This is a genomic window from Acidovorax sp. (assembly GCF_046341535.1).
Taxonomy (GTDB): domain Bacteria; phylum Pseudomonadota; class Gammaproteobacteria; order Burkholderiales; family Burkholderiaceae_C; genus Acidovorax.
Genome location: NZ_JBKDRI010000158.1, coordinates 1 through 26,550, shown reverse-complemented (window position 1 = coordinate 26,550; position 26,550 = coordinate 1). Strand labels below are relative to the sequence as shown.

The following is a 26,550-nucleotide window of genomic DNA, read 5'->3' as shown; positions in this document are numbered from 1 at the left end:
CCACCAAGGTCTGCCCACCGCACCCCGCTCCATCGGATCAATCTACAGGGGCACAACTTCCCACTTCAGCTTTCACCACCGGGCTTGTCCAACAAACGGATCAGATCGCGGCTTCGCGCGATCTATCCTTACTCGTTAGGTAGACGGTGGCTATCTATAGTGCAGTACGGAACAGAGGACCAGTCCACCACGCCGTTTTGGATATCCGTGATGCGCAAGAACCTTGGCCCAATCGGCGCTGTTTGTGCGCTTGCCGTGTAGCCGTAGGAAACCTCCAAACTTATTTCGGCAAGGGTCTGAATCTGTAAATCAGAGTTCGTGAACCCAACCCCGTCAAATTCTTCTTGCTCTCCATCGTTCAGCTCAACGCTTGCCAACACCTGTTCCGCCAACTCCGTCATCTGGCGCGCTGTCCGATTACTCATCACCACCCCCCAACTCCCCACCCAACTCCGCCTCCAACACCTCAATGCTCGGCAGCTTGTCGCGCAGGGCTTCGGGCAAGGTGTGCGACAGGGTGTAGGTGGCCAAGCCCAGGGGTTTTTGAATGTCGCTCAGCGCATATTCCGCCACCAGCCGGTCTTTGCTTTTGCATAACAACAAGCCGATGGTGGGTGCATCATGGTCGCTGCGCAGTTGTTCGTCCACGGCCTTCAGGTAGAAGTTGAGCTTGCCTGCGAAATCGGGTTCAAAGTCCACGGTTTTCAGCTCCACCACCACATAACAGTGCAAACGTGCGTGGTAAAAAAGCAAGTCCAAAAAGAACTCGCGCTCGCCCACTTGCAGTGGCACTTGGCGGCCCATGTAGGCAAAACCTGCGCCCAGTTCCAGCAGGAATTGGGTGATGTGCTCGATCAGCCCGCGCTCCAGTTCGCGCTCGGTGTGCTCGGGCGTGAGCGACAGGAAGTCGAACACATAGGGGTCTTTGAGCACCTGTGCGGCCAGGTCAGATTGTGGCGGTGGCAGGGTTTGCGCAAAGTTGCTCAGGGCCTTGCCTTCGCGTTGCCACAGGCCGCTTTCAATCTGGTGGGTAAGCACCGCTCGGCTCCAGCCGTGGGCTTGTGTTTGCTGCACGTAGTAAAGCGCCTCCGCCTGGCTTTGGCATTTGCTGATGATGGCGAGGTTGTGCCCCCAAGGGATGCTGACCAATTGCGCAACAGCTTGTTTCGCAATTGCCGCATCGCTTGTCCAGTAGCGATGCCACTGCCGAATCAGCTCCAGATTCCGTTTTGAAAACCCCTTCATCTCGGGGAATTCCTGCATCAGGTCTTGGCTGAGTTTTTCCAGAAAGCCGCTGCCCCATGCTTGGGTCGCCTGCTTGGCCACGATGTCGGTCCCTAGCGCCCAGTAAAACTGGAGCAACTCGGTGTTCACCGCCACTGCGGCCTTGAGTTGCACTTGCCTGAAGCGGGCTTTCAGATCGCCCAGCCAGGCACGGTAGTCAGCAGGGGCCGTGACGTTCGCGCTCATAAGGTGTACCCCAGGCCTGCCAGGTTCTTCTTGATCTCGCTCTCCAGCTTCGCGCTTTCCGAAAACTGCCCCGCCAACTGCGCCGTCAGCCGCGCCATCTTGTCGGCAAAGGCTTCGCCGTCTTCCTCTTGCTCTTCGGCACCGACATAACGCCCTGGCGTCAGCACGTGTTCGTGCTTACGGATGTCAGCGAGTGATGCGGAGTAGCAAAAACCCGGCACGTCGGCATAGCCTTCGCCGCCTTCTTTGCCGATTTGCCAGGCATGGAAGGTGTCGGCCACCTTTTTGATGTCATCCGGCATGAAGTCGCGCAGCACGCGGTCTTTCATGTAGCCGAGTTGGCGGGCGTCGATGAACAAGAACTGGCCGCGCCGGTCACGCTTCTTCTTGTCCAGGTTAAAGCCGTTGGCCTTGTCTTTGGTCAAGAACCAGATACAGGCCGGAATCGGCGTGTTGGTGAACAGTTGCCCCGGCAGGGCCACCATGCATTCCACATAGTCGCGCTCTATCAGTTGTTTGCGGATTTCGCCTTCGTTGTTGGTGTTGCTGCTCATGGAGCCATTGGCCAGCAGCAGGGCCATGCTGCCGGCGGGGGCCAGGTGGTACAGCATGTGCTGCAACCAGGCAAAGTTGGCGTTGCCCTGGGGCGGGGTGCAGCCGGGCAGCCAGCGCGGGTCGCTCTCTAGCTTGGCGCTCCACCATTCCTTCATGTTGAAGGGCGGGTTGGCCATCACATAATCAGCACGCAAGTCAGGGTGCAGGTCGTTTTGCAGGGTGTCGCCGGGCTGGCCACCAAAGTTGAAGTCCAGCCCGCGTATGGCCATGTTCATGGCGGCGAGCTTCCAGGTGGTGGGGTTGCTTTCTTGGCCATACACGCTGATCTGGCCCGTCTTGCCCTTGACCACGGCGCCGCCGTGCTCGGCAATGAATTCTTCGCTCTGCACAAAAAAGCCGCCCGAGCCCATGGCCGGGTCGTACACGCGGCCTTTGAAGGGCTGCAGCATCTCGACGATGAGGGTCACGATGGATTTGGGCGTGTAGTACTGCCCGCCCTTTTTGCCTTCGGCCAGGGCGAACTGACCCAGGAAGTATTCGTACACATGGCCCAAGATGTCTTTGCTCTTAAGGCTGAGCACTTGCCCGCCAAAGGTGGGTTGGCTGAAGTTGGTGTCTGAGAAGTGGGCGATCAGGTCGGCCAGCTTGTGGCTGTCGATCTGGGTGCGTGCAAAGTCTTTGTTGAGCACGTTTTTGAGCTTGGGGTTCTCGCGCTCCACCGCCTCCATGGCGTTGTCAATGAGCCAGCCCACCGTGCGCATTTTTTCGGGGGTGTCTTTGCCTTGCGCATTCCACGGCAGTGCGTCGCCGGGCGGTATCTGAGCACAGTCGCGCAGGGTTTGCCAGCGGGCCTCCAGCGGTACCCAGAAGACGTTTTTCTCGGTGTAGTAGTCGCGCACCTCCAGCTCGGCGGCGATGTTTTCTTCGTACTCTGGCGTACCCGCCCCACCGTATTCGGCAGGGTCCATGTAGTAGTCGTGCTCGGGGTTTTGAAACTGGGCGCGCAGTTCGTTCTGCCGCTCTTCAAATGCGTCGGAGACGTACTTCAAAAAGATCAGCCCTAGCACCACGTGTTTGTAGACGGCGGCATCCAGGCTTGGCAGCAGCTTGTTGGCGGCGGTCCAGAGCTTTTTTTCGAGGTCGGTGAAGAATTGTTGTTCGATGGAATTCATAGCGTGCGTTGGCTGGATTGCTTCGCGCTATTCTGGCCCATGCGTACACTGGCTTGATGCTCCGCACCCCCGACACCATCAGCACCCTGCGCTACATCCTCAGCCACTGCCACACGCTGGCGATTGCGGGCCTGTCGAGCACGCCGCACTGTTGGGGCGGCGTACCCTCGCCCATGAAGGCGAGGAAACGGATGCAGGGTGGGCGGCACCGGTAGGCCCTCACTGTTATTGAGTCGGCACCTTTGAACTTGAACCAGCCGTTCGGGCTGAGCCTGTCGAAGCCTTGCGCAGAGCTTCGAACCGCATCAACGCATTCAAGTTGGTTGATGCCGACTCAATAATATGGCGGCGCGCTAACGCACGGCTGCGCGGCTGGCGTGGCTGGCGTGGCTGATGTTTTCGACAGTCGCGTGTGCGCGCTCGGCGGCGTAGGGTTCCACCATCGCAGATCACTCCCCACTGCGCGTAAAGCGGCTGGGGGCCTCGGGTGTGTCGATGATCCGCAGCGCAGCACCGACGGCTTGCATCGCCCCGCTATGCGTGGGGCCCCGACAGCATGACCCGCAGCTTCTGCCAGCGACGCTTGCGCTGCAGCGCGGGCACCAGCCACACGACGTGAACCAGCGCATAGCCCAGAGCGGCGAAAGTGAGCCCCAGCGTGGGCAGGCCCACCAGCAGCGGTATGCCGAGCGCCTGCATCCACCCGCCCATCGCCTCGACCGAAAAACCGCCGCCGTTGGGGTTCCAGGCGGGCAAAGACTGCTCTCCCGGCATCACCAGCGCCCCCATCTGGAATGCCAGCACGTACAGCGGCACGGTCGTCAGGGGGTTGGTGTAGAGGGTCGCCACGCCCCCGGCCACCACGTTGCCCCGCAGCCAGGCACACACAGCCAGCGTGCCCGGAATCTGCAGCGGCCCGGGAATCAGACCGCAGAACAGACCCGCCGCCACCCCGCGCGCCAGCGGCTGGCGCTGGAAGCGAAACAAGGCACGCCGCTCCAGCCACGGCTGCAGACCGGCAAACGGGCTGTTTTCGAGGTGGTTGCGCACCCTGGGCTCCAGCCCGCGCAGCCAGCGCCGCAAGGCGCACAGGCGCTTCATCATGCGATCAGCGCAGCCGCTGTGCCCGCGCCCCACAGGGCCGTCAGCGCCGCGAGCAGGCTGATATCGCGCTTATCGTTGCCGGAGCGGTAAGACATCACCGTGGCGGCGACCAAACCGACCAGCATGAACACCAACACCGAGTCGAGCATTTCCATCATGGGTCTCCGGTAGAGGGGCCTGCGGCCCTAAGCGGCTGAAGAGCTCTTGGACTTGGAGCTGGACGAGCGCAGCGACAGGATGATGGAACCGGCGATCAGCGAAGCGGTGACCAGCAGGGCATAGCCGATCGGGATCTTGTAGAAGTCGATCAGCAGCATCTTGCCGCCAATGAAGATCAGCACCAGCGCCAGACCATATGCCAGGAGGTGGAAGCGGTCTGCCAGATCAGCCAGCAGGAAATACAGCGCACGCAGACCCAGAATCGCGAAGATGTTGGCCGTGAGAACGATGAACGGGTCGCTGGTGATCGCGAAGATCGCGGGGATGCTGTCCACCGCGAAGATGATGTCGGTCGTGCCGATCAGCACCAGCACCACGAACAGCGGGGTGTAGTGCTTGACACCGTTGATCATGGTCGAGAGCTTTTCACCATCAAACTGGTCGGTGATACGCATGTGCTTTTTGAGGAACTTGAGCACAGGGTTGGTGGATATGTCCGACTCCTGTCCCGCCGCAAACCACATCTTGGCGCCCGTGATGACCAAGAATGCGCCGAAAACGTACAACAGCCAGTGGAAAGTCGCCAGCAGCCAGGCGCCGACCAAAATGAGTAGCGTGCGCAGCACGATGGCGCCGATGATGCCGATGATGAGCGCGCGCTTTTGATACTGGGGCGGCACCGCAAAATAGGTGAACAGCATCAGAAAGACGAAGATGTTGTCGATCGAAAGGCTTTTTTCGACCAGATAACCGGTGATGAACTGCATCGACACCGTATTGGCAACCTCGCGTCCCTGGCTGCCGTCCAGATACCACCACAGGCCCGCAACGAACACGAAGGCCAGCGCGAACCACAAGAAGCTCCAGCGCGCCGCCTCGCCCATCGTGACTTTGTGCGCGCCCTGGCGCTCCATCACGAGCAGGTCGATGGCGATGGCCACCACCACAAACACGGCAAATCCCGCCCACATCCACCACGTTCCTATCGTTTCCATGGTTTTTCTCCAGAAATCAACACCGTTTTCAGGCAAGACGCCCAAACAAAACCCGGACTGTACGCACGGGATTGAAGTCAACCAATAGGTCTGGTCGGTAGTATGACTTCTGTTTTTACGAACCAAACCAATCACTTTTAACTACTTTCACCGCACCCTGGCAGGTTGTGCGCGATACCCATGAGCCAGAGCTTCAACTACCGTCACCTTTTTTACTTCTGGGTTGTGGCCAAAGAAGGTGGCATTGCCCGCGCCGCAGAGCGGCTGGACATGGCGATGCAGACCATCAGCGCGCAGGTACGCGAGCTGGAAAAGTCGCTCGGCACCACACTGCTGCGCGCCGAAGGCCGCAACCTTGTGCTCACCGAAGCAGGCGTTGCTGCCATGCATGAGGCCGACCACATCTTCGCACTGGGGGAGCGCCTGCCGCTGCGAGTGCGTGAAGCCGCCAGCGGCCAGACCCTGCGGCTGAACCTGGGCATTTCCGACGGCATTGCCAAACTGGCCGTGCACCGCCTGCTCACACCGGTGCTGGACGAACCGCACCTGCGGCTGCTGTGCCACGAGGGCGAGTTCCAGCCCCTGCTGGGCGAACTGGCCCTGCACAAGCTCGATGCCGTGCTGGCAGACCGCCCCGCCACGCCCAACCCGGCGCTGCGCACCACCAGCCAGCTGCTGGGCACAAGCGCGATTGCCTGGTATGCGCCGCCACCATGGGCCGAGGCCGCTGCGCAGCAATTCCCGCAAAGCCTGGCGGTGGTGCCCGTGCTGCTGCCGACCGAACACGCGGCCATGCGCGCGCGCATTGATCACTGGCTGGAGCGCGAGCGCATTCGGCCACGGATTGCCGGTGAGTTTGAAGACAGTGCACTGCTCAGTACCTTTGCATCCACCGGCATGGGCGTGATGCCTGCCCCGGTATCACTGAGCGCGCATTTGCTGCAAACACATGGCCTGGTGCAGGTTGGTACCACACCCGACGTGCAGGAGCAGTTTCACCTGATCTACAGCCCCCGCAAGGTCATGCACCCGCTGCTCACCCGGCTGCTGGAGGCGGCAGCGGATGGCGCGCTGCTCAGCGACTGAGCAGGGCCCGTGCGCCGCTCGACGTAACCCGATATCCTTGCAGGCGCAAGGCACGCGCTCACGCAGCGCACCGGCCACTGCCCTCGACTTTTTCATGCCCTCGTCTTCATCCCTGTGGAGCCCCCTGCGCCAGCCTGCTTTCCGAGGGCTATGGCTTTGCGGTGGGGTGTTCTTTATCGGCAGCGGCATGCAGACCATGGCCGCTTCGTGGTTGATGGTGGAACTGTCGGGCTCGTCCTTCCTGGCGGCGCTGGTGCAAACCGCCGTGTTCATGCCGATGTTCCTGCTCGCCTTGCCGTCGGGCGTGCTGGCCGACACCACGGACCGTCGCCGACTGATCTCAAGCGCCCTGCTCACGCAGACGGGCGCCTGCGCCTTGCTGGCCCTGCTGGTGCTGGGCGGCTGGGGTGGCCCGGCGTCGGTGCTGTTTCTGGTGTTCGTGTGTGGCTGCTGCACCGCGGTGCTGACACCCGCATGGAATTCGTCGGTGATCGACCCCGTACCGCGCGACGAATGGCCCCAGGCCATTACCGCGGTGAGCATTGCCTACAACGCCGCGCGCGCCGTGGGCCCCACGCTGGCAGGACTGGTGTTTGCACGGCTGGGCGCGGGCTGGGTGTTTGCCGTCACGGTGGTCACGACGCTGGTCATGTGGCAATCCATCCGCCAGTGGCCGCCCAAGGAGCACGCGCCGTCCAAGCTGCCGGCCGAACGGCTGTGGGGGGGTACCCTGAGCGGCCTTCGCTTTGCCTGGCACTCGCGCATGATCCTCGCGCAACTGGTGCGCGTGATGGCCTTCAGCGCGGCGGGCTCGGCCCTGTGGGCGCTACTGCCCGTGATTGCGCAGCGCCAGCTGGGCACGGGCGCGCAGGGGTTCGGCCTGCTGATGGGGTGCCTGGGCACGGGTGCGGTGGGGGTGGGCCTGGTGCTGGGCAGGCTGCGCGCACGCTTTGGCATGGAGGCCATCGTCGGTGTGGGGGGTGTGGTGTTTGCCGCGACCATGCTGGTGGCTGCGCTGGCCAAGACCGCATGGGTGGTCTATCTGGCCATGCTGTTTGCGGGTGCGGCCTGGATGTCGGCGATGTCCACCTTCAACACGGCGACGCAGGCCAGCTCGCCACAGTGGGTGCGCTCGCGCGCCGTGGCCATGCACATGGTGGCGGCGCTGGGTGCGTTCGCGCTGGGCTCGGCTTTCTGGGGGGCGGCGTCCGACATTGTGGGTCTGGCACCGACCCTGTATCTGGCAGCCGCGCTGATGGGCGCAGGCCTGCTTCTGGCGCGGCCCATGCCGCTGCGCATGGGCGCCCTGCACGAGGTGACGCAGGCCACGCCCTGGGATGAGCTCTTCATCGAGGCCGAGCCGCTTCCCGAGGCCGGTCCTGTGGCCGTGGAGGTGGGCTACCGCATCGCCCCCGGCACGGACGCCGCCTTTCTGGACACCATCAGCCGCATGAAGGCCCCGCGAAGGCGCGACGGCGCGACGTTCTGGCGCGTGTACAAGGACCTGGGTGAGCCCTCGCGCTACGTGGAGCGCTTCATTGTGGAATCCTGGGCCGATTACCTGCACCAGCGGGCGCGCGCCACGGTGGCCGACCAGGCCCTGGAGAGCGAGGTGAGGGCGTTTCTCGCGCCCGGCGAGTCGGCGCGGATGTCGCATTACATTGCTGAGCGGTAAAGCCCTGCGCGCTCAAACTGGCGCGGGCGCGGCCAGCGCACCCGTGGAACTGGCTTGACCAGGCCGTCGAGCGGGTCGCCCTCTGGCACGCAGCACGAGACAGGCGCACGACGCTCCCGGCGGCCCAGGGGGGCCTCACTTCCTGCTGCGACAATCAAGCGCATGACCTTCGCCCCTCTCTCCAACGATACCTTCCTGCGCGCATGCCGCCGCCAGGCCACCGACTACACGCCGCTGTGGCTCATGCGCCAGGCGGGCCGCTATCTGCCCGAGTACAAGGCCACGCGTGCCCGGGCGGGCAGCTTCATGGGCCTGGCCACCAACGTCCAGTACGCCACCGACGTGACCTTGCAGCCGCTGGAGCGCTTTGCGCTGGATGCCGCCATTTTGTTCAGCGACATCCTCACCGTGCCCGACGCGATGGGCCTGGGCCTGAGCTTTGCCGAGGGCGAAGGCCCCCGCTTTGCCACGGCGGTGCGCGACGAGGCGGCCGTGGCAGCGCTGGCCGTGCCCGACATGGACAAGCTGCGCTACGTGTTCGACGCCGTCACCAGCATCCGCAAAGCGCTGGGTGGGCGTGTGCCGCTGATCGGCTTTTCGGGCAGCCCCTGGACGCTGGCCTGCTACATGGTCGAGGGCAAGGGCAGCGACGACTACCGCCTGGTCAAGAGCCTCATGTACAGCCGCCCGGACCTGATGCACCGGATCCTGGCCGTCAACGCCGACAGCGTGGCCGCCTACCTGAACGCGCAGATCGACGCCGGCGCGCAGGCCGTCATGGTGTTTGACAGCTGGGGCGGCGTGCTGGCCGATGGGGCGTTCCAGGACTTCAGCCTGGACTACACGAAGCGCGTGCTGGCGCAGCTCAAGCGCACCGGCGCGGACGGCACCGACGTGCCGCGCATCGTATTCACCAAAGGCGGCGGCATCTGGCTGGACGACATGAAGGACCTTGACTGCGAAGTGCTTGGCCTGGACTGGACGGCCAACCTGGGCCGGGCCCGCGCCGCTGTGGGAGGCCCGGTGGGCGGCCCGGGCAAGGCACTGCAAGGCAACATCGACCCCAACGTGCTTTTTGCCCCGCCGGCGCAGATCGTGCAGCAGGTGCACCGCGTGCTCGACAGCTTTGGCCGCCCGCACACCGACCGCTCGACCACCGGCCCCACCCACATCTTCAATCTGGGCCACGGCATCAGCCAGTTCACCCCGCCCGAGCATGTCGCAGCCCTGGTCGAGGCCGTGCACAGCCATTCGCGCGCGCAGCGGCTAGGAGCCTGTCGGACTTAGAGCGTCGAAAGCGAAAATCGGCCCCAGCGAGGACAGTTTTTGCCGAATTTGCAGCCCCATAGCCGAGCTATGGGGCAAAAAGGCGGTTAAAAATGGGCCGCTGCGGTCGATTTGCAGCCGACGATTTCCAAGTCCGACAGGCTCCTAGCCCACGGGAGCGTTGCATAGCGCCCTGAGTGCGGCCCTGGCGCGGGCAATCCAGAGCATCCGCAGCGGGTTGTCGACCAGACACGCGGCTTGCGAGCACAACGGGCGACTTATGCACAAAAATGGGGCAGCGCAGTCTCGTGCGCTGGTTCGTGTTGTAACAGGTGGAACTTTTTTGCACCATTCGTAAGTGCTTGATTTGTTTGAGATAACCAGCCCTGCCACTTTTGTGAGCAACCCACCAGCAGCACGATTTTTCAAGGGTTTGGAACAGCACCACACGGGTTATCAACAAAGTTATCCACAGAAATTCTGGATTTATCAAAAACCGCCTATGAATCAAGCACTTGCAACCGATACCACACAAGCCACTCAATATTGAGGCGTTGAGTGGTCTCTGTTTCAACCGTCAAAAGCTTCTTGACAGCCAGCGCGAAACTGACTTATGCACATGATTTTTGATGCACTGCAGCATCAAACGATCACCATCTGCCCGCACCAAAATGCGGCGCTTTTTTATGAAAAAGATTGATTCATAACGGTTTTTTTGGGCTGGCGGCTTTCCAGGCAAGCTGTAGAGGCTCCGAACGGATGCAGCTTGGGAGGGCGCCGATTGCGGATTTCAACAAAGTTATCCACATGCCGTCTGGGTGACCCTAAAAACGGCAGTTGACCGCTTGTCATCTTGCCGCACACCGCGTGGGCTCGGGCCTTGGCTTGTTTTTGCAGCCTCACCTTTGGGGTGACAGCGCTATGCACTTGCCAGCACCGCTTTTGGAGCGCCATGCGGTGTTGCTCCTCCTTGCAGGCACGAGCCTGCCGCGTGGTCGCGCCTTGCCTGGCACCCCAACAGCAGCGCTGGCAAATCCATCCAACTGCCGTTTTAGGGTGACTCGCTCGCCACTTCGCTCCCAGGGACCGGGTCCCAGCGGCAACACAGGGCATGCGTTCTGACGGAGGCGCGTCATGCACCCCAATGCGGGGTGTGGGCACCGGCGAGGCCACGACAGCACAGCGACAATGCACGGTTGTACCCGCCGCCGCACGCCTGCCTTGTCCACCCCTCTATCCCCTGCTGCCCACGTGCTGGTCCACGTCGCGCTGCACACGCCCTCGCACAGTGGCGTGGGCGACCTGCTGAGCTACGCCTGCGATCGCGCGCTGCCGCCCGGAACGCTGGTGCGCGTGCCCCTGGGCGCGCGCGAGGTGCTGGGCGTGGTCTGGGATGCGGATGCTGCCACCGGCGAGCTGCCCGAAGGCGCCACCATGCGCGCCATTGCGGGCGTGCTGGACGGCTTAGCGCCGCTGGACCTGCCCTGGCGCCGCCTGGTGGCCTTTGCCGCGCGCTACTACCAGCGGGCGCTGGGCGAAGTCGCCCTGGCTGCCCTGCCCCCGCAGCTGCGCGACCTGCGCCCCGAGCAACTCGCGCGCCGCCTCAAGCGCCCCGCCAGGGCCACAGACAGTGCCGCAGGCAGTGTCGCAGACGCTATTGAAAAAGTAGCACTCAGCCCAGAACAGGAAAGCGCAAGGGCAAAAATTTCTTCAGAAAACGGCCCTTTCCTGCTGTTTGGCAGCACGGGCAGCGGCAAAACTGAGGTGTACCTGCGCTGCGTGCAGGCAATGCTGGAGGCCGACCCGCAGGCCCAGGCCCTGGTGATGGTGCCCGAGATCAACCTCACCCCCCAGCTGGAAGACCGCTTTGTGAGCCGCTTTGCGCCGCGCTTTGGCGCAGGCGCTGTGGTGTCGCTGCACAGCGGCATGACGAACCCGCAGCGCCTGAAAAGCTGGCTGGCCGCACACAGCGGCGCGGCGCGCATCGTGCTGGGCACGCGAATGGCTGTGTTTGCCAGCATGCCGGGGCTGAAGTTCATCGTGGTCGACGAGGAGCACGACCCCAGCTACAAGCAGCAAGAGGGCGCCCGCTACTCGGCCCGTGACCTGGCGATCTGGCGCGGGCGCGAGCAAGGGGCCAAGGTGCTGCTGGGCTCGGCCACACCGTCGCTGGAGAGCTGGCATGCCAGCCGCCCGCCCACCCCGCAAGACCCCGAAGGCGGGCGCTACCTGCGGCTGCACATGCCCAGCCGTGTCGGGGCCGGCGCTCTGGCGCGCGTCAAGCGGGTCGATATGAATCAGCAGCCCCGGCGCACCGTGTTCAGCGCCCCACTGCTGGCCGCCATCACCGAACGCGTGGGCCGGGGCGAGCAGAGCATGGTGCTGCTCAACCGCCGCGGCTACGCGCCCGTGCTGCACTGCGCGGACTGCGGCTGGAAAAGCGACTGCCCGCACTGCAGCGCCCACCAGGTGTTTCACAAAATCGACCGCACCCTGCGCTGTCACCATTGCGGCTACACCGTGCGCGTGCCCCTGCACTGCCCCACCTGCGGCAGCCCCGACATCCACCCCATGGGCCGCGGCACCGAGCAGCTCGAGGAGCAACTGGCCGCCCTGCTGCGCAACGTGCAGCGGCCCGACGGCCACCCCGCCCGCATTGCCCGCATCGACGCAGACACCACCCGCGCCAAGGGGGCGCTGGAAGAACAGCTGGCCCAGGTGCACGCGGGCGAGATCGATGTGCTGGTGGGCACACAGATGATTGCCAAGGGCCACGACTTCCGCCGCATCACGCTGGTGGCCGCCGTGCAGCCCGATGGCGCACTGTTCAGCAGCGACTTTCGGGCGGCGGAACGCCTGTTTGCCCTTTTGATGCAGGCCGCTGGCCGGGCCGGGCGCGACGCCGCCTACGTGGCAGCGCAGGCCACCCAGGCCGAGATGTGGGTGCAGACCTACCACCCCCGGCATGCCGTGTACGAAGCCCTGCGCAGGCACGACTACGAGACGTTTGCCGCGCAGCAACTCAAGGACCGAGAGCAAGCCGCCATGCCGCCCTTTGCCTACCAGGCACTGGTGCGCGCCGATGCACGCACGCAGGAGGCAGCCCAGGCTTTCCTGCAGGCCGCCACGGCGGCAGCCCATGCGGCCGGGCTGCCGGGGCTGGACGGTACGGTGGTTCTGTTTCCGCCCGTGCCGCTCACCATCCAGCGCGTGGCCAATGTGGAGCGCGCCCAGATGCTGATGGAAAGCGGCAGCCGCACTGCTTTGCAACGCTTTTTGGCAGCGTGGCAGCCCGTGCTGCAGGCCACGCGCAGCCAGCCCGAGCACAGGGGCCTGATCCGCTGGCTGGTGGACGTGGACCCGCTGACGATCTGAGCGCCTGCGGGGCAAGCGCCCGTCAGCCCGCGCCGGACTGCTGGGCGTCGTCGTACAGGTGCGTCTGCAGGATCTGCCGAAAGCTGGCCATGGCGGGCACCGCGGTACGGCCCGCCAGTGTGATGACCGCGTAGCGGGCACTGCGGCGCGACCTGCACCGCCACCCCGAGCTGGGCTTTCAAGAACTTCGCACCAGCGCGCTGGTGGCTGAAAAGCTGGCCGAATGGGGCTACGAAGTCACGCGCGGCCTGGGCGGCACGGGCGTGGTGGGCCAGTTGCGTCGTGGTACGGGCGAACGCCGCCTGGGCCTGCGGACCGACATGGACGCGCTGCCCATCACCGAAGCCACGGGCCTGCCCCACGCCAGCTGCCACCACGGCCTGATGCACGCCTGCGGCCACGATGGCCACACCGCCATGCTGCTGGCGGCCGCGCACCACCTGGCCAAGCATGGGCAGTTCAGCGGCACACTCAACCTGATCTTCCTGCCCGCCGAAGAAGGCCTGGGCGGCGCCCGCAAGATGATGGACGACGGCCTGTTCACGCGCTTTCCGTGCGACGCCATCTTTGCCATGCACAACATGCCCGGCCACCCGCCGGGGCACCTGCTGTTTCGCACCGGGGCCTTCATGGCGTCGAGCGAGAACATCACCATCACGCTGCACGGCGTGGGTGGGCACGGAGCCATGCCGCACCATGCAGCCGACCCGGTGGTGGCAGGTGCAGCCATCGTGCTGGGCCTGCAAAGCATCGTTGCACGCAACGTGCCGCCGCTGCAGATGGCGGTGATCACCGTGGGCGCGTTCCAGGCGGGCGATGCCAACAACGTGATCCCGCAGACCGCCACCCTGAAACTGAGCGTGCGCTCGCTGGACCGTGGCGTGCGCGAGCTGCTCAACCGCCGCATCCGCGAGCTGGTGGAAGCGCAGGCGCACAGCTACGGCGTGCGGGCCGAGATCGAGTTCCGAGGCGGCTACCCGGTGCTGGTCAACACCCCCGCCGAGACCGAGTTCGCGCGCCAGGTGGGCCGCGAGCTGGTGGGCGACGCCCAGGTGACCGAGCAGGCCGAACCCCTGACCGGCAGTGAAGACTTCGCCTTCATGCTGGAAGACGTGCCCGGCAGCTACCTGCTGATCGGCAACGGCGACGACGCCACCGGCGGCCACGGCGCGTGCATGGTGCACAACCCCAACTACGACTTCGAAGACCGCAACATCGCGGTGGGCAGCGCCTACTGGGTGCGGCTGGCCGAGCGCTTTCTGGCGGACGCCGCCTGAGCCTAAAAACGGAAGTTGACCGCTTGTCATCTTGGCGCACACCGCGTGGACTCGGGGCTTGCGTTGTTTTCGCAGCCTCACCTTTCGGATGACAGCGATATGCACTTGCCAGCACCGCTTTTGGAGCGCCATGCGGTGTTGCTCCTCCTTGCAGGCACGAGCCTGCCGCGTCGTCGCGCCTTGCCTGGCACCCCCAAAGCAGCGCTGGCAAATGCATCCAACTGCCGTTTTTAGGCTGAGTCATTGGGCTGGGCCATGCGGCTTGAGCGGGCCTTGCCAGTGGCCGACACCGGTCATGGCCCTGGCGCAAAAAATCGGAAAAAAAGGGCTGTTGCGCAGTCTTCAAAAGCACTGCATGCTATGCTTTTTGAACCATTACCAGCGAGAGCCCAGCGCGCCCCGCAGAGACATCGCACCGCCGCCCATGACCGCCGATCAGTTCGTTCAGACCCTGTTGCAGGAGGGCTTTGAGCCCGCCATACCCGTCACCCGCGAACCTGGCGGCATGCTGGGCGAGCATACCCATTCCTTCGAAGCCAAGGCGTTGATCCTGGCGGGGGAAATCGGCATCACCGTGGCGGGCGTCGAGCAGGTGTATCGGGTGGGCGATGTGTTTCACCTGCCCGCTGGCACGCCGCACACTGAGTGGTACGGGCCCACCGGTGTTCGTTACCTGGTGGGGCGACGGCCGACGGGGTGAGGCGGTAAAAGCGCCCCTGCTCCGCAGCCCGTCTGCGGCATCAGGACTGTGGGGTCACCAGCGGCAGGACGGTTGCCGCGTCCGGATGCAGGTGGATCTCGATGGTGGAGTGCACCACCTCTTCGTGCACGGCCAGCCGCTGGCGCACGACGTCTGGCGTGAGCGCTGCGTCGCGCGTGACCACGGTCAGCGCGCAGGCGTAAATGCCCTTGCCGATGCGCCACACATGCAGATCCGTCACGCGGGTGCCGGCGGGCTCGCCCGGCGGCTCGATCACTTCGCGAATCTCCTGCACCACGGGGTGGTCCATCTCGCGGTCGAGCAGCACGCGGGATGTGTCGGCGACCAGGCCCTTGGCCCACCAGGCCACCAGCACGGCACCCACGATGCCGGTCACCGGGTCGAGCCACGCCCAGCCATACAGCCATCCGCCCGCCAGCGCCACCATGGCCAGCACGGAGGTGGCGGCGTCGGCCACCACATGCAGATAGGCAGACTTGAGGTTCAGGTCCTCATGGTGGGCGTGGGCACTGTGACTGGCATCATGGTCATGCGCATGCGAGTGTCCGTCATGGTGGTGGGCGTGGCCCAGGATCCATGCGCAGACGATGTTCACGGCCAGCCCCGCCGCAGCCACAGCCATGGCCTGCGGGTACTGGATGGACTGGGGTGACAGCAGCCGCTCCACCGAGCCCACCACCATCAGCGCCGCGACGCCCAGCAAGAAAATGGCGCTGGCAAAACCCGCCAGCACTTCGATCTTCCAGGTGCCAAAGGCAAAGCGCGGGTCGCCTGCATAGCGGCGCGCGGCGGCATAGGCGGCGGCCGACAGGCCAATGGCCACGGCGTGCGAGCTCATGTGCCAGCCATCGGCCATCAGCGCCATCGAGTTGAACCACCAGCCGCCCGCAATCTCGATCCCCATGGCGGCCAGCGTGATCCACATGACCACGCGGGTGCTTCGCTCGGCCTGGCGGGTATCGCCTGCGGTAAAGCTGTGGTCGTGGGCCCAGGGGGCGATGTCGTCGATGTGCATGGTTTTCGCCAAGGCAAAGTCTGAAAACAAAGGCTGGCCGAGCGTGCGCCACCCCAACCGGTCGCGGCCTCAGGTCAACAGCGCCACTGCCGCAGAAAAGCTCACAAACGCCAGCGCGGTCGAAACCAGAATGATGCGCGCCACCCGCCCGTTGTTGGCACCAAATTTTTCAGCCAGCAGCGACACATTGCTGGCGCTCGGCAGGGCCGCCAGCAGCACCAGCACGGTGAACGCAAACGGGCTCAGCGGCACGCCCATGGCGATGGCAGCGCTGCCCGCGCACCACACCAGCAGCGGGTGCACCAGCAGCTTGGCCAGGGCCACGGGCACGTAATCGCGCGCCAGCACATGCTCGTGCTGGTTCATCTGCGAGCGGGCCAACACCGCGCCAATGGTGAACAGCGCCACGGGCGATGCTGCATCGGCCAGCATGGCTACGGTGCGGTCCACCGGGCCAGGCAGGCGGAACTGGAAAGCCGATGCCACAGCACCCAAGGCAATCGACCATGGCATGGGGTTGGTGGCCACGCCCCTGAAGGCGCTGCGCAGCGCCACGCCCAGGCCGTGGGTGCCAGCACCGTCCATGCGCGACAGCGCAATGCACACCGAGCTGGTGATGACCATGTCCAGCAGGATGGTGACGATGGCCGGACCTGCCGCCTGCGCGCCCAGCAAAGCCACCAGCAGCGGCACGCCCATGAAACCGGTATTGGGAAACGCCGCCACCAGGGCACCGAAGGCGGCGTCATTCCAGCCGATGCGCGCATTGCGCGTGAGCGCCACCGTGGCGCTCACCATGACCGCAGCGCACAACAGGTAGACACCCACCACCGCAGGGTCGAGCAACTGCACAATGGGCGTGCTGGACCCAAACCGGTACAGCATGCACGGCAGCGCAAAGTACAGCACGAAGGCGTTGAGCCCAGGTATGGCCGGCTGCGGCAGCACGCCGCTGCGCGCGGCCACGTAGCCGCACAGCACCAGTGCAAAGAAGGGGAAGGTGATGAGCAGGATCGATATCACAGAGGTGATTGTCCGCGTTCCCTCCAGCCCCCGTTGATTTCAGCAGAGCCAAGTCAGCGCAGGCTGGCAGCAGATTTGACGAACCCACGCCCGACTGCGTGCGGGCCACCCATCCGGGCCATGCCCCCAAGCGCGCTACTGCTTGCGCTGAATAAAGAGATTGCGCTTGGCGTCCTCAGGGTAGGCAAAGGTGATCGCACCATTCTTGACGGTGCCGATGATCAGCATGTTGCGCGTGATGGCGTCCTTGTCCTCCACGCTGAACGGCTTTTCGTAGGTGGACACCACGCCGTAGTAGGTTCTCATCTTGCCTTCCAGTGATTCCTTGATGGCCTTGCCCGTCAGGCTGCCGTCGCGGATCCCCAGGAACGAGTACATCAGCAGGTAGGAAGCATCGTAGGCATTGGCCGCGGCCATCGGAACGGCAGGCTTGCCCATGAATTTACGGCTGTAATTGGCTAAAAACGCTGCACGCCGCTCATTGCTGGGCTCGGCAATGAAGGTTTGCACCATCAGGGCACCTTCGGCAGCGTCCTTGGCGCCTTCCAGGAAGAACGGAAACGACAAAGGCCACGAACCAACCTGTGGCACCTTCCACTTGAGCGCCTTCTTGCCGTTGGCGATCACGGCATTCTCCGGTCCGACGGTGTAGCTGTAAATCACATTGGCTCCCGCATCGCGGGCAGCCGTGAGTTCGCTGGACAGGTCTTTGACTCCCAACGCAAAGCGCGACACGTACACTGGCTTGAGCTTGCGGGCCGCCAGGGCGGCAATCACGTCGTTGACGCCCCCTTCTCCGTAGCCCGTGGTGTCGGCAAAGATGGCCACCTTGTCCCAGCCGCGCTTGACGACGTCGTCCACCATGAATGGCGCCTGAATCGCGTCGCGCGCCTGCACACGGAAAATGTAGCTTTCGGGCGCGGGGTATTTGGCGGTGACGGCGGTGCCTGACGAGCAGGGTACGATCACCGGCGTCTGCGCCTGCTGGAACAGGTCGATAGACTTCATCGCCACGCCGGTGTTGCAAAAACCGAGGGCTGCCACGACTTTTTCTGCCAGCAGTTCCTCGCTGGCCTTGCGCCCCTGGTCGGGGTCGCCCTTGTCATCCTTGATGACCAGCTGCAAAGGCCGCCCCAGGTAGCCGCCCACCGCATTGATCTCGTCCACGGCCAGTTGTATGCCGTTGAGCATGGGCACGCCGAAATCCGCAGATGGCCCCGTGAAGGGACCGATCACACCCACGCGCACCGGCGCGGCGGACCCCGATTGGGCCTGGGCGGGCATGCACACCAGGGCGGCCCCGGCCGTGAAGAGGCCGGTGATGAGGCTTGCGACCACGCCGCCCCAGGTCCGGCACGTGCTTGACGAGGCCAGCGGGCGCGCAATGGTGGGAACAAAGGCCATAGCGTTCGGCAATTTCATGGGGTCACCAATCAAAGGATCGCGATCCGAAAGAACAGTCGGAACTTTGCCCGAGTATCAAAGTGTGACTGCGATCGCCATAGCGGGATTTCCCCAACGCAAAGCGCCCCGATCGCGTGCTGTCAGGCGTATGTCAGCCGCACCCCGGGGCCGCGGGCGCAGCGCTGCGCCCGGTATCATCGAGCGCCCGGCCGTCGGCCGCGTCCGCGCATCCGCGACTGCCAAATCGCCCGCCAGTGGCGTGCTCCCTTTGCCCCCTTGTTTTCCATGTCCACCGGCCTTAACCTTGCTCAGCTCCAGGCTGTCCACTTCACCAATGGGGCCTGCCTGGTGCTGGCCGGCGCGGGCTCGGGCAAGACGCGGGTGATCACCCAGAAGATCGCCCACATGATCGACAAGGGAATGGAGCCCCAGCGCATCGCCGCCATCACCTTCACCAACAAGGCCGCGGCCGAAATGCGCGAGCGCGCCAAGGGCCTGATCGGGCGGCGGGCCAAGGATGTGCTGGTATGCACCTTCCACGCGCTGGGCGTGCGCATGGTGCGCGAGGACGGCGCGGTGCTGGGGCTCAAGCCCCAGTTCAGCATCCTGGATGCTGACGATGTGACCAGCATCCTCAAAGACGCCGCGGGTGGCACCACCGACCTGGCCACGGCCCGCCAGTGGCAGTGGACGATCAGCCGATGGAAGAACATGGGCCTGAACGCCCAGCAGGCGCTGGCGCAGGCCGCAGACGACCACGAGCGCAGCATGGCCGTGCTGATGGCGCGCTACGAAGAGCGCCTGGCCGCCTACCAGAGTGTGGACTTTGACGACCTGATCGGCATACCGCTGCGCCTGCTGCGCGATTTCCCCGAGGTTCGTGCCAAGTGGCAGGCCGCCCTGGGCCATGTGCTGGTGGACGAATACCAGGACACCAATGCCACGCAGTACGAGCTACTCAAGCTGCTGGTGGGCGAAAACGGCCATTTCACCGCCGTGGGCGACGACGACCAGTCCATCTACGGCTGGCGCGGTGCCACCCTCGACAACCTGAAAAAGCTGCCCATCGACTTCCCGCACCTCAAGGTCATCAAGCTGGAGCAAAACTACCGCTCCACCAGCGCCATCCTGCGCGCGGCCAACAACGTGATCGGCCCCAACCCCAAGCTGTTTCCGAAAACCCTGTTCAGCGAGCTGGGCGAAGGCGAGCCTGTTCGCGTGGTCGATGCCGACACCGAAGAGCACGAAGCCGAGCGCGCCGTGGCCCGCATCCAGAGCCTGCGTGCGGCCGCCAACCCGCCGCCGGACTGGAAGAGCTTTGCCATCCTGTACCGCGCCAACCACCAGGCCAAGCCGTTCGAAAAAGCACTGCGCAAAGCCAATATTCCGTACAAGGTATCGGGTGGCACCAGCTTTTTTGACCGCGCCGAAATCAAGGACCTGTGCGCCTGGTTTCGCCTGTGGATCAACAACGACGACGACCCGGCGTTTTTGCGCTGCATCACCAGCCCCAAGCGGGGCATCGGCCACACCACGCTGGCGGCCCTGGGCGCGTTCGCATCGCAGCACCGGCAGAGCATGTTCGGTGCGCTGTTCAACCGCATGCTGCCCGCCGCCATGCCCAAGCGCGCGCTCGATGGTCTGCACGAATTTGGCCGCTACATCAACGATCTGGAACACCGCGCCCGCCACACGCACGGCGCACAAGACGCCCGTGCCTTCCTGACCGACTGGCTTGAGGAGATTGGCTACGAGCAGCACCTGTACGACGGTGAAGACAGCGATAAGGTGGCGGCCGCACGCTGGACCAATGTGCTGGAGTTCTGCGACTGGATGGCGCAACGCGCAGGCGGCCAGATTGACGACACCGCAGGGGCCGTGGTGGCCAAGGAAACCAAGAGCCTGCTGGAGGTGTCGCAGACCATTGCGTTGCTCTCGACCATCAGCGAGCGCGAGCAGGAGCAGGACATGGTCACCCTCTCGACCCTGCACGCCAGCAAGGGACTGGAGTGGCCGCATGTCATCCTGGTGGGCGTGACCGAGGGCATGCTGCCCTTCAAGCTGGACGACGACGAGGGCCGCCAGAAAAACACGAGCGAAGACACCGTGCAGCGGCTGCAGGAAGAGCGCCGCCTGATGTACGTGGGCATCACCCGCGCCCAGCGCACCCTGGCCGTGAGCTGGACCAAAAAACGCAAGAAAGGCCGCGAGATGGTCGCAGCCCAGCCCAGCCGCTTCATCGCCGAGATGGGGCTGGACCAATCCACCGCCCGCGAAGACCCGCGCGCAAAGCTCAAGGCCCTGCGCGCCGAGTTTGCCGCCAAGGCCCAGGCCAGCGCCGCGCCGCAAACATGAGGAGCCGCACCGTGCACAGGGCATCCACCCCGCCAGCTCGATGGACCGTACTTGCTTCTTTTTTGATAGCACTTGGCGTCCATGTGACGAGCGCAGAAGCGCAAAAAAGACCCGAATCGACCGTCGCTTGCCCCGGGTCAGCCGACATGAGCCACCTGCATCTGCAAGGCCGCTGGACGGCCACACTGCAGGCGCTGGCCACTGCGGCTGGTGCTGCGACGGCGGTGCCAGCGCAAGCCACGGCCATCCTGCAACTCGGCCCACACCCCGAGCTGGCGCACAGCGTGCGCGGTACGGTTCAGCGCGGCCCCACCACTGCTGTGGTCAGCGGCGATGTGGACGAAGGAGACCTCACTTTGGAAGAATCCGTCAACGGCACCAACATCAGCGCGACCTGGATCGGCCAATTGGTGGATGGCAGTTGCGGCAAGGAAATACGCGGAACATGGAACAACGCCAACCCCACCCCTTCAGCCCCCTCGGCGACATTTGTGCTGCGCAAGCAGCCCGGCTGGTAATGACCACCGCCAGCAGCACCACCCAACGCACGCGCCCACGGCGTCTGCCAAGCGCTGCGGTCGTGGTGTTGGCCGCCCTGGCGCCGGCAGGTGCCGCGCTGGCGCAGTCGGCCGCGGGCGCGCCGCCAGGCGGCAGCGCCTCCAGCGGCCCGAGCCGCTGCACAGCCTTGCACAACGACGACCAAGCCCGGCTGGCGTGCTTTGACCAGTGGGCGGCGCAGCAGACCTGGCAGGCACCCGGCGCATCGGCCGCTGCCCTGGGCGGCGCAACGGCCCGCGAAAGTGCCAGCCTGCCTCCACCGGTCGATACCACCTTGCCGGCCACGCGGATCATCGACGTGGCCCGCACCGAGGGTTGCCGCGACCCGCAATACAGCGACGTCTCGCGCTTTTGGGAGCTGGAATCAGGCACCGACTGCGGCACCTTCAGCTTCCGCGGCTACCGGCCGATCACCGTGGCCATCGTCGCATCCGATTCGGTCAATCGCCAGCCCACCTCGGCTGCGCCCAACCATTCTGCGCCCGTCAGCACGCCCTACAACACCACAGAAAACCGCATCCAGCTTTCGGTGCGTACCAAGCTGGCCCAGGATCTGCTCACGCAGGGGCATCCCACGCTCAAAGACTCGGTCTGGTTTGCCTACTCGCAGCAGTCGTACTGGCAACTGTTCACACCACAAATCTCACGCCCCTTCCGCGCCACGGATCACGAGCCTGAAGTGATCTACGTCTATCCAACCACCGCCCCGTTGCCGTGGGGCTGGAAATGGCGCTACAGCGGCATCGGGCTGGTGCACCAGTCCAATGGCCAGAGCGAGCCGCTGTCGCGCAGCTGGAACCGCGTTTATCTGATGACCGGCATGGAACTGGACAACCGCTGGATCATGGACGCCCGCATCTGGCAGCGCCTGCCCGAAAGCGCCAACAGCGATGACAACCCCGGCATCAGCGATTACATCGGCCGTGGCGAACTGTCGGTGTTCTGGAACGTGAACAAAGACAACACCGTCGGCGCGACGCTGCGCAGTTCGCTGTCAAGCAGTGGCCGAGGCTCCGTCCGGCTTCAGTGGATGCAGACTCTCGGTCGTGGCTTGTGGGGCGGCAAGAGCAACCTGCGCCTGCACACCGCCCTGTTCAGCGGATATGGCGACAGCATGATCGACTACAACCGCAAGCGCACCGTTTTCAGCGTTGGACTGAGCCTGGTGGACTTTTAGGACCTGTGCGCGCCAAGGCGCTGCGCGCGGCCCGCCGTGCAGCGGCCGGGAGTCGCTCCCTGTGCGAGTCACTACCGGCGTCGCAACGCCGATCCGAGCACTCACAACTTGTTACTCAATCACTCTCAAGGAATGGGTGCGCCGGCGGTGGTGGACGTGACAATCACGTCCGCACCCCGCTGCGCAAGGCCCGTTGCGAGCTGCGCCCAAACAGCGCTGTTTTTTCGCGGTTTTACGCGCCATTGCCCCGCCGTGCGACCTCGACAATGCCGACAAATGAGGAACATCCATGGACATGCAATATCAGCTCAAAGCTGGCAGCTACTACCTGTATGACATGCGCGAAGCGCCCAGTGCCGTGACGGGCGAGCGCCGGTTCAAACTCAAGACCGATACCGTGGCGATCGCCTTTGACGCCTACACGGGCGAAGTGCATCAGCACGGCAGCCCGACCCGCATCCAGTCCTGGGCCAACAACACCCGCCGCCGCCTGCGCGCCGCCGGTGCCCAGGATGCAGCCAACGACATCGTGGTGATCTCGGGCCCGCTGCCGGTCGATGAACTCAACAAGTGCCTGTGGGTGCGCGGCTATGCCCGGCGCATGCTGTCCCGGCTTGCCACACTACCTCACGGCAAGCTGCAACGGCCCGACGAGCCGTTTCGCAAGGCGGCCTGAGTTTTCGATCTCTCGGGGGCAAGGGGCCTTGACCCCTCAACGACACATCGGCGCTCGCCAATCCAAGGCCATCCCCCGGCTCTCCGGACGCGCAGACGCTGGCCCGTCCTCCCCGCTTTCGTTCAAGCACTCGTCGCGGCGCATTGCAGCGTAGCGGGGGTGTTCAGGCCTCCAGGTCTTCCAACGGGCCGCTTTCGGTGGCCGCAAATGCGGGGCCATGCTTGACGATAGTGACAGGCACCGGGCTGGAACGAGCCACTTCCAGCGATACCGACCCCAGCAGCGCGCTGGACAGCGCACCCCGCCCGCGTGCGCCAATGATGACCATGTCGCTGCCGGTGCGCTCGATCAGGTTCACCAGCATGCGGGCCTCGTCCCCCACGCCCACTTCCGTCTCGCAGGGCACGCCTGCCGCTTCCAGCAGCGCACGGGCCGGGGCCATCAGGTGCTCGCCCGCCTCCAGGCTGGCGGCGGCGATCAGGTCAGGGTCGCGGGCGGTGACCATCTCGTACAGCGTGGCAGGCTCCTGCACATGCCCCAGCACCACCTGCGCCTGCAACCCCTGGCGCACCAGCCACAACGCGTGGTGAACGCCGTCGAGCGAGAGCTCCGAACCATCCACGGCGATGAAAATCTTGATCATGCGGCTCTCCTTCAGATGTGGGTTGCACCGGGTTGGCGGTTAGACCAGTGTAGCCACGCGGTTCGGCCGCGTCAGCCTATTTCCTTGATCAAAGTCAGGCCAGACGCACCCTGTGGGGCCTCTGTAAAGCTTCTGCGGTGCGTCTGGGACAATCCCGCCCATGCTTCAGTTCAGCCTCCTCAAGACCGACCCGGCCAGCCACGCGCGGCGCGGAACCCTCACGCTCAACCACGGCGTGGTGCAGACCCCCATCTTCATGCCTGTGGGCACCTATGGCACCGTCAAGGGCGTCATGCCGCAAAGCCTGCACGACATGGGCGCGCAGATCATCCTGGGCAACACCTTTCACCTGTGGATGCGCCCGGGCCTGGACGTGATGCAGAGCTTTGGCGGCCTGCACGGGTTTGAAAAGTGGGACAAGCCCATCCTGACCGACTCGGGTGGCTTTCAGGTGTGGAGCCTGGGCGCGATGCGCAAGATCACCGAAGAAGGCGTGACCTTTGCCAGCCCCGTCAATGGCGACAAGCTGTTCATGTCGCCCGAGGTGAGCATGCAGATCCAGACCACGCTCAACTCCGACATCGTGATGCAGCTCGACGAGTGCACACCGTACGAGACCCAGGGCCACAAGACCACCGAGGCCGAGGCGCGCAAAAGCATGGAGATGAGCCTGCGCTGGGCCAGACGCTCCAGGGACGAGTTCGAGCGGCTGGGCAACCCCAACGCCCTCTTTGGCATTGTGCAGGGCGGCATGTTCAAGCACCTGCGCCAGGAGTCGCTGGAGGCGCTGGTGGCGATGGACTTCCCCGGCTATGCCGTCGGCGGCGTGAGCGTGGGCGAGCCCAAGGACGAGATGCTGGACATCATGGCCCACACGCCCCACCGCCTGCCCGCCCACAAGCCCCGCTACCTGATGGGCGTGGGCACGCCCGAAGACCTGGTCGAAGGCGTGGCCCAGGGCGTGGACATGTTCGACTGCGTCATGCCCACCCGCAATGCGCGCAACGGCACGCTGTTTACCCGCTATGGCGACCTCAAGATCCGCAACGCGCGCCACAAGGCCGACCACCAGCCGCTCGATACCAGTTGCACCTGCCACGCCTGCGCGGGCAAGGACGGCGTGGCCTGGGACCAGGGCGGGCGCGGCGGCTTCAGCCGGGCCTACCTGCACCACCTGGACCGCTGCGGCGAAATGCTGGGCCCCATGCTCACCACCGTGCACAACCTGCACTACTACCTGAACCTGATGCGTGAGGTGCGCGAGGCGCTGGATGCGGGCACCTTCAGCCAGTTCCGCGCGCAGTTCAAGGCGGACAGGGCGCGGGGCGTGTAAATTCAGGCACCGCCTTATCCTTGCATTTTATACATCTAGATGCATAAAATGCAAGGATGTTTGAGCGTCACATCATGGCCAGCCTGCGGGAGGATCTGGCCCACAATCCCGCCGTGGCGTTGCTGGGCCCGCGCCAGGCAGGCAAGACCACGGTAGCGCTGGCACTGGCCAGGCAGGCCGATCACATCTACCTGGATCTCGAATCCGAGCTCGACCGCGCCAAGCTCACCTCGCCCGAGCTGTACCTGTCCGAGCGGCTCGATCGGCTGGTGGTGCTGGACGAGGTGCACCGCGTGCCCGGCCTGTTTCCCATTCTGCGCGGCCTGATCGATACCGCGCGACGCCAGGGGCGGCGCAGCGGCCTGTACCTGCTGCTGGGCTCGGCATCGCTGGACCTGCTGCAGCAGGCAGGCGAAAGCCTGGCGGGCCGCGTGGCCTATCGCGAGCTTACGCCGCTGAACGCGCTGGAGATCCCCGCTGCCGACCACGCCCGGCTCTGGCTGCGCGGCGGCTTCCCCGAAAGCTATCTGAGCCGCACTGCCGCAGCCAGCCTGCGCTGGCGGCAAGACTTCATCCGCACCTATGTGGAGCGCGAGATCCCGCTGTTCGGCGGCCGCGTGGGGGCTGACACCCTGCGCCGCCTGTGGGGCATGCTGGCCCACCAGCAAGGGGGCCTGGTCAATGCGTCGGTGCTGGGGCGCAGCCTGGCGGCAGACACCCGCACGGTCAACCGCTATCTGGACTTGCTGGTCGAGATGTTTCTGGTGCGGCGGCTCGAGCCCTGGCATGCCAACCTGGGCAAGCGCCTGACGAAATCGCCCAAGCTTTATGTGCGCGACAGTGGCCTGCTGCACGCACTGCTGGGCCTGCCGGACGAAGAAGCGCTGCTGGGCCATCCCGCCGCAGGCGCGAGCTGGGAAGGCTTTGTGATCGAAAACCTGATCACCGCCGCCGGCCCCCAGGCCAGCGCGCATTTTTTCCGCACCGCCGCAGGGGCTGAGATCGACCTGCTGCTGCAATGGCCTGGCGCAGAGCGCTGGGCCATCGAGATCAAGCGCGGCCTGACCCCCAGGGTGGACCGCGGCTTTCACACGGCCTGCGAAGACCTGCAACCCGCACGCAAGCTGGTGGTGTACCCGGGCGAAGAGAGCTTTCCCCTGGGCCATGGCGTGCAGGCGATGGCACTGGCCACGCTGTGCGGCGAACTCGCACGCAAGGCGGCGTGATGAGCCCAGGATGCCATCGCGCGGCGCGGGTGCCCCGGGCAAACGTGCGCCACGAGCAGCATGAATAAGCTATTTTTTTGATAGCTTTTAACCTATTGAGTCGGCATCAACCAACTTGAATGCGTTGATGCGGTTCGAAGCTCTGCGCAAGGCTTCGACAGGCTCAGCCCGAACGGCTGGTTCAAGTTCAAAGGTGCCGACTCAATAAAAACGGCAATTGGATGCATTTGCCAGCGCTGCTGTTGGGGTGCCAGGCAAGGCGCGACGACGCGGCAGGCTCGTGCC

Annotated in this window: 23 protein-coding genes; 14 read left to right on the top strand and 9 right to left on the bottom strand. The window is 64.7% G+C overall.

Going from position 1 to position 26,550, the window contains the following annotated elements; all coding sequences use genetic code 11:
* Nucleotides 1-417: 417 nt before the first annotated feature.
* Both ACK543_RS11630 and ACK543_RS11625 read right to left on the bottom strand, forming a co-directional pair.
* A complete protein-coding gene (locus ACK543_RS11630) occupies nt 418-1,470 on the bottom strand; it encodes a YhcG family protein (RefSeq protein ID WP_409943011.1) in 1,053 nt (350 codons plus the stop codon).
* A complete protein-coding gene (locus ACK543_RS11625) occupies nt 1,467-3,197 on the bottom strand; it encodes a type I restriction-modification system subunit M (protein WP_409943010.1) in 1,731 nt (576 codons plus the stop codon). Before ACK543_RS11625 ends, ACK543_RS11630 begins: the two co-directional genes overlap by 4 nt.
* Before the next feature lie 56 nt (nt 3,198-3,253).
* Here ACK543_RS11625 and ACK543_RS11620 point away from each other — a divergent pair, with 56 nt between their 5' ends.
* The gene (locus ACK543_RS11620) at nt 3,254-3,412 is read left to right on the top strand and encodes a hypothetical protein (RefSeq protein ID WP_409943009.1); all 159 of its coding nucleotides are present in this window, start codon (nt 3,254-3,256) and stop codon (nt 3,410-3,412) included.
* A 319-nt stretch (nt 3,413-3,731) separates the two neighbouring features.
* Here the strand turns inward: ACK543_RS11620 and ACK543_RS11615 are convergent, their stop codons facing one another.
* Genes ACK543_RS11615 through ACK543_RS11605 form a run of 3 tightly spaced genes read right to left on the bottom strand, consistent with a single transcriptional unit; the run spans nt 3,732 to nt 5,455 of the window.
* Nucleotides 3,732-4,301 carry a DUF2062 domain-containing protein gene (locus ACK543_RS11615; protein WP_409943008.1) on the bottom strand — a complete coding sequence of 190 codons (570 nt, stop codon included), beginning with the start codon at nt 4,299-4,301 and terminating at the stop codon, nt 3,732-3,734.
* The gene (locus tag ACK543_RS11610; protein WP_409943007.1) at nt 4,298-4,456 is read right to left on the bottom strand and encodes a hypothetical protein; all 159 of its coding nucleotides are present in this window, start codon (nt 4,454-4,456) and stop codon (nt 4,298-4,300) included. Before ACK543_RS11610 ends, ACK543_RS11615 begins: the two co-directional genes overlap by 4 nt.
* A gap of 30 nt (nt 4,457-4,486) precedes the next feature.
* A complete protein-coding gene (locus ACK543_RS11605) occupies nt 4,487-5,455 on the bottom strand; it encodes a TerC family protein (RefSeq protein WP_409943006.1) in 969 nt (322 codons plus the stop codon).
* A 180-nt stretch (nt 5,456-5,635) separates the two neighbouring features.
* Between ACK543_RS11605 and ACK543_RS11600 the strand changes: the two genes are divergently transcribed.
* The 7 genes from ACK543_RS11600 (at nt 5,636) to ACK543_RS11570 (ending at nt 14,834) form a co-directional block, all read left to right on the top strand.
* Nucleotides 5,636-6,541 (top strand): LysR substrate-binding domain-containing protein, encoded by a 906-nt coding sequence (locus ACK543_RS11600; protein WP_409943005.1) that lies wholly within the window; start codon nt 5,636-5,638, stop codon nt 6,539-6,541.
* A gap of 94 nt (nt 6,542-6,635) precedes the next feature.
* Nucleotides 6,636-8,216, top strand: coding sequence for an MFS transporter (locus ACK543_RS11595; RefSeq protein ID WP_409943004.1), 1,581 nt, complete (start codon nt 6,636-6,638; stop codon nt 8,214-8,216).
* Nucleotides 8,217-8,378: 162 nt separating this feature from the next.
* Nucleotides 8,379-9,503 (top strand): uroporphyrinogen decarboxylase, encoded by a 1,125-nt coding sequence (gene hemE, locus ACK543_RS11590; RefSeq protein ID WP_409943003.1) that lies wholly within the window; start codon nt 8,379-8,381, stop codon nt 9,501-9,503.
* Nucleotides 9,504-9,840: 337 nt separating this feature from the next.
* Nucleotides 9,841-10,032 carry a hypothetical protein gene (locus tag ACK543_RS11585; protein WP_409943002.1) on the top strand — a complete coding sequence of 64 codons (192 nt, stop codon included), beginning with the start codon at nt 9,841-9,843 and terminating at the stop codon, nt 10,030-10,032.
* 638 nt (nt 10,033-10,670) lie between these two features.
* The gene (gene priA, locus ACK543_RS11580) at nt 10,671-12,857 is read left to right on the top strand and encodes a primosomal protein N' (protein WP_409943001.1); all 2,187 of its coding nucleotides are present in this window, start codon (nt 10,671-10,673) and stop codon (nt 12,855-12,857) included.
* A 140-nt stretch (nt 12,858-12,997) separates the two neighbouring features.
* On the top strand, nt 12,998-14,134 hold the full coding sequence (locus ACK543_RS11575) for a M20 aminoacylase family protein (protein WP_409943013.1): 1,137 nt from the start codon (nt 12,998-13,000) through the stop codon (nt 14,132-14,134).
* A 424-nt stretch (nt 14,135-14,558) separates the two neighbouring features.
* Nucleotides 14,559-14,834 (top strand): cupin domain-containing protein, encoded by a 276-nt coding sequence (locus ACK543_RS11570; protein ID WP_409943000.1) that lies wholly within the window; start codon nt 14,559-14,561, stop codon nt 14,832-14,834.
* A 40-nt stretch (nt 14,835-14,874) separates the two neighbouring features.
* On the opposite strand, the gene dmeF is transcribed toward ACK543_RS11570, so the two are convergent.
* The 3 genes from dmeF to ACK543_RS11555 all read right to left on the bottom strand — a co-directional run bounded on the left by dmeF (nt 14,875) and on the right by ACK543_RS11555 (nt 18,177).
* The gene (gene dmeF / locus ACK543_RS11565) at nt 14,875-15,870 is read right to left on the bottom strand and encodes a CDF family Co(II)/Ni(II) efflux transporter DmeF (protein ID WP_409942999.1); all 996 of its coding nucleotides are present in this window, start codon (nt 15,868-15,870) and stop codon (nt 14,875-14,877) included.
* Nucleotides 15,871-15,939: 69 nt separating this feature from the next.
* Complete coding sequence (locus ACK543_RS11560) at nt 15,940-16,893, bottom strand: AEC family transporter (protein ID WP_409942998.1); 954 nt, start codon at nt 16,891-16,893, stop codon at nt 15,940-15,942.
* Between the two features lie 135 nt (nt 16,894-17,028).
* Nucleotides 17,029-18,177: an ABC transporter substrate-binding protein gene (locus ACK543_RS11555; RefSeq protein ID WP_409943012.1), complete on the bottom strand. Its 1,149-nt coding sequence runs from the start codon at nt 18,175-18,177 to the stop codon at nt 17,029-17,031.
* 405 nt (nt 18,178-18,582) lie between these two features.
* Here ACK543_RS11555 and ACK543_RS11550 point away from each other — a divergent pair, with 405 nt between their 5' ends.
* The 4 genes from ACK543_RS11550 (at nt 18,583) to ACK543_RS11535 (ending at nt 23,063) form a co-directional block, all read left to right on the top strand.
* The gene (locus ACK543_RS11550) at nt 18,583-20,652 is read left to right on the top strand and encodes an ATP-dependent helicase (RefSeq protein ID WP_409942997.1); all 2,070 of its coding nucleotides are present in this window, start codon (nt 18,583-18,585) and stop codon (nt 20,650-20,652) included.
* Nucleotides 20,653-20,798: 146 nt separating this feature from the next.
* Entirely contained in the window at nt 20,799-21,170 is a 372-nt protein-coding gene (locus ACK543_RS11545) for a hypothetical protein (protein ID WP_409942996.1), read from the top strand.
* Nucleotides 21,170-22,387, top strand: coding sequence for a phospholipase A (locus ACK543_RS11540; RefSeq protein WP_409942995.1), 1,218 nt, complete (start codon nt 21,170-21,172; stop codon nt 22,385-22,387). Before ACK543_RS11545 ends, ACK543_RS11540 begins: the two co-directional genes overlap by 1 nt.
* Nucleotides 22,388-22,676: 289 nt before the next feature.
* The gene (locus tag ACK543_RS11535; RefSeq protein WP_409942994.1) at nt 22,677-23,063 is read left to right on the top strand and encodes a hypothetical protein; all 387 of its coding nucleotides are present in this window, start codon (nt 22,677-22,679) and stop codon (nt 23,061-23,063) included.
* 163 nt (nt 23,064-23,226) lie between these two features.
* Here ACK543_RS11535 and ACK543_RS11530 read toward each other — a convergent pair whose 3' ends face one another.
* On the bottom strand, nt 23,227-23,706 hold the full coding sequence (locus ACK543_RS11530) for a universal stress protein (RefSeq protein WP_409942993.1): 480 nt from the start codon (nt 23,704-23,706) through the stop codon (nt 23,227-23,229).
* Between the two features lie 160 nt (nt 23,707-23,866).
* Between ACK543_RS11530 and tgt the strand changes: the two genes are divergently transcribed.
* The gene (gene tgt / locus ACK543_RS11525; RefSeq protein WP_409942992.1) at nt 23,867-25,039 is read left to right on the top strand and encodes a tRNA guanosine(34) transglycosylase Tgt; all 1,173 of its coding nucleotides are present in this window, start codon (nt 23,867-23,869) and stop codon (nt 25,037-25,039) included.
* 56 nt (nt 25,040-25,095) lie between these two features.
* Nucleotides 25,096-26,265 carry an ATP-binding protein gene (locus tag ACK543_RS11520; protein ID WP_409942991.1) on the top strand — a complete coding sequence of 390 codons (1,170 nt, stop codon included), beginning with the start codon at nt 25,096-25,098 and terminating at the stop codon, nt 26,263-26,265.
* The last annotated feature ends 285 nt before the right edge of the window (nt 26,266-26,550 follow it).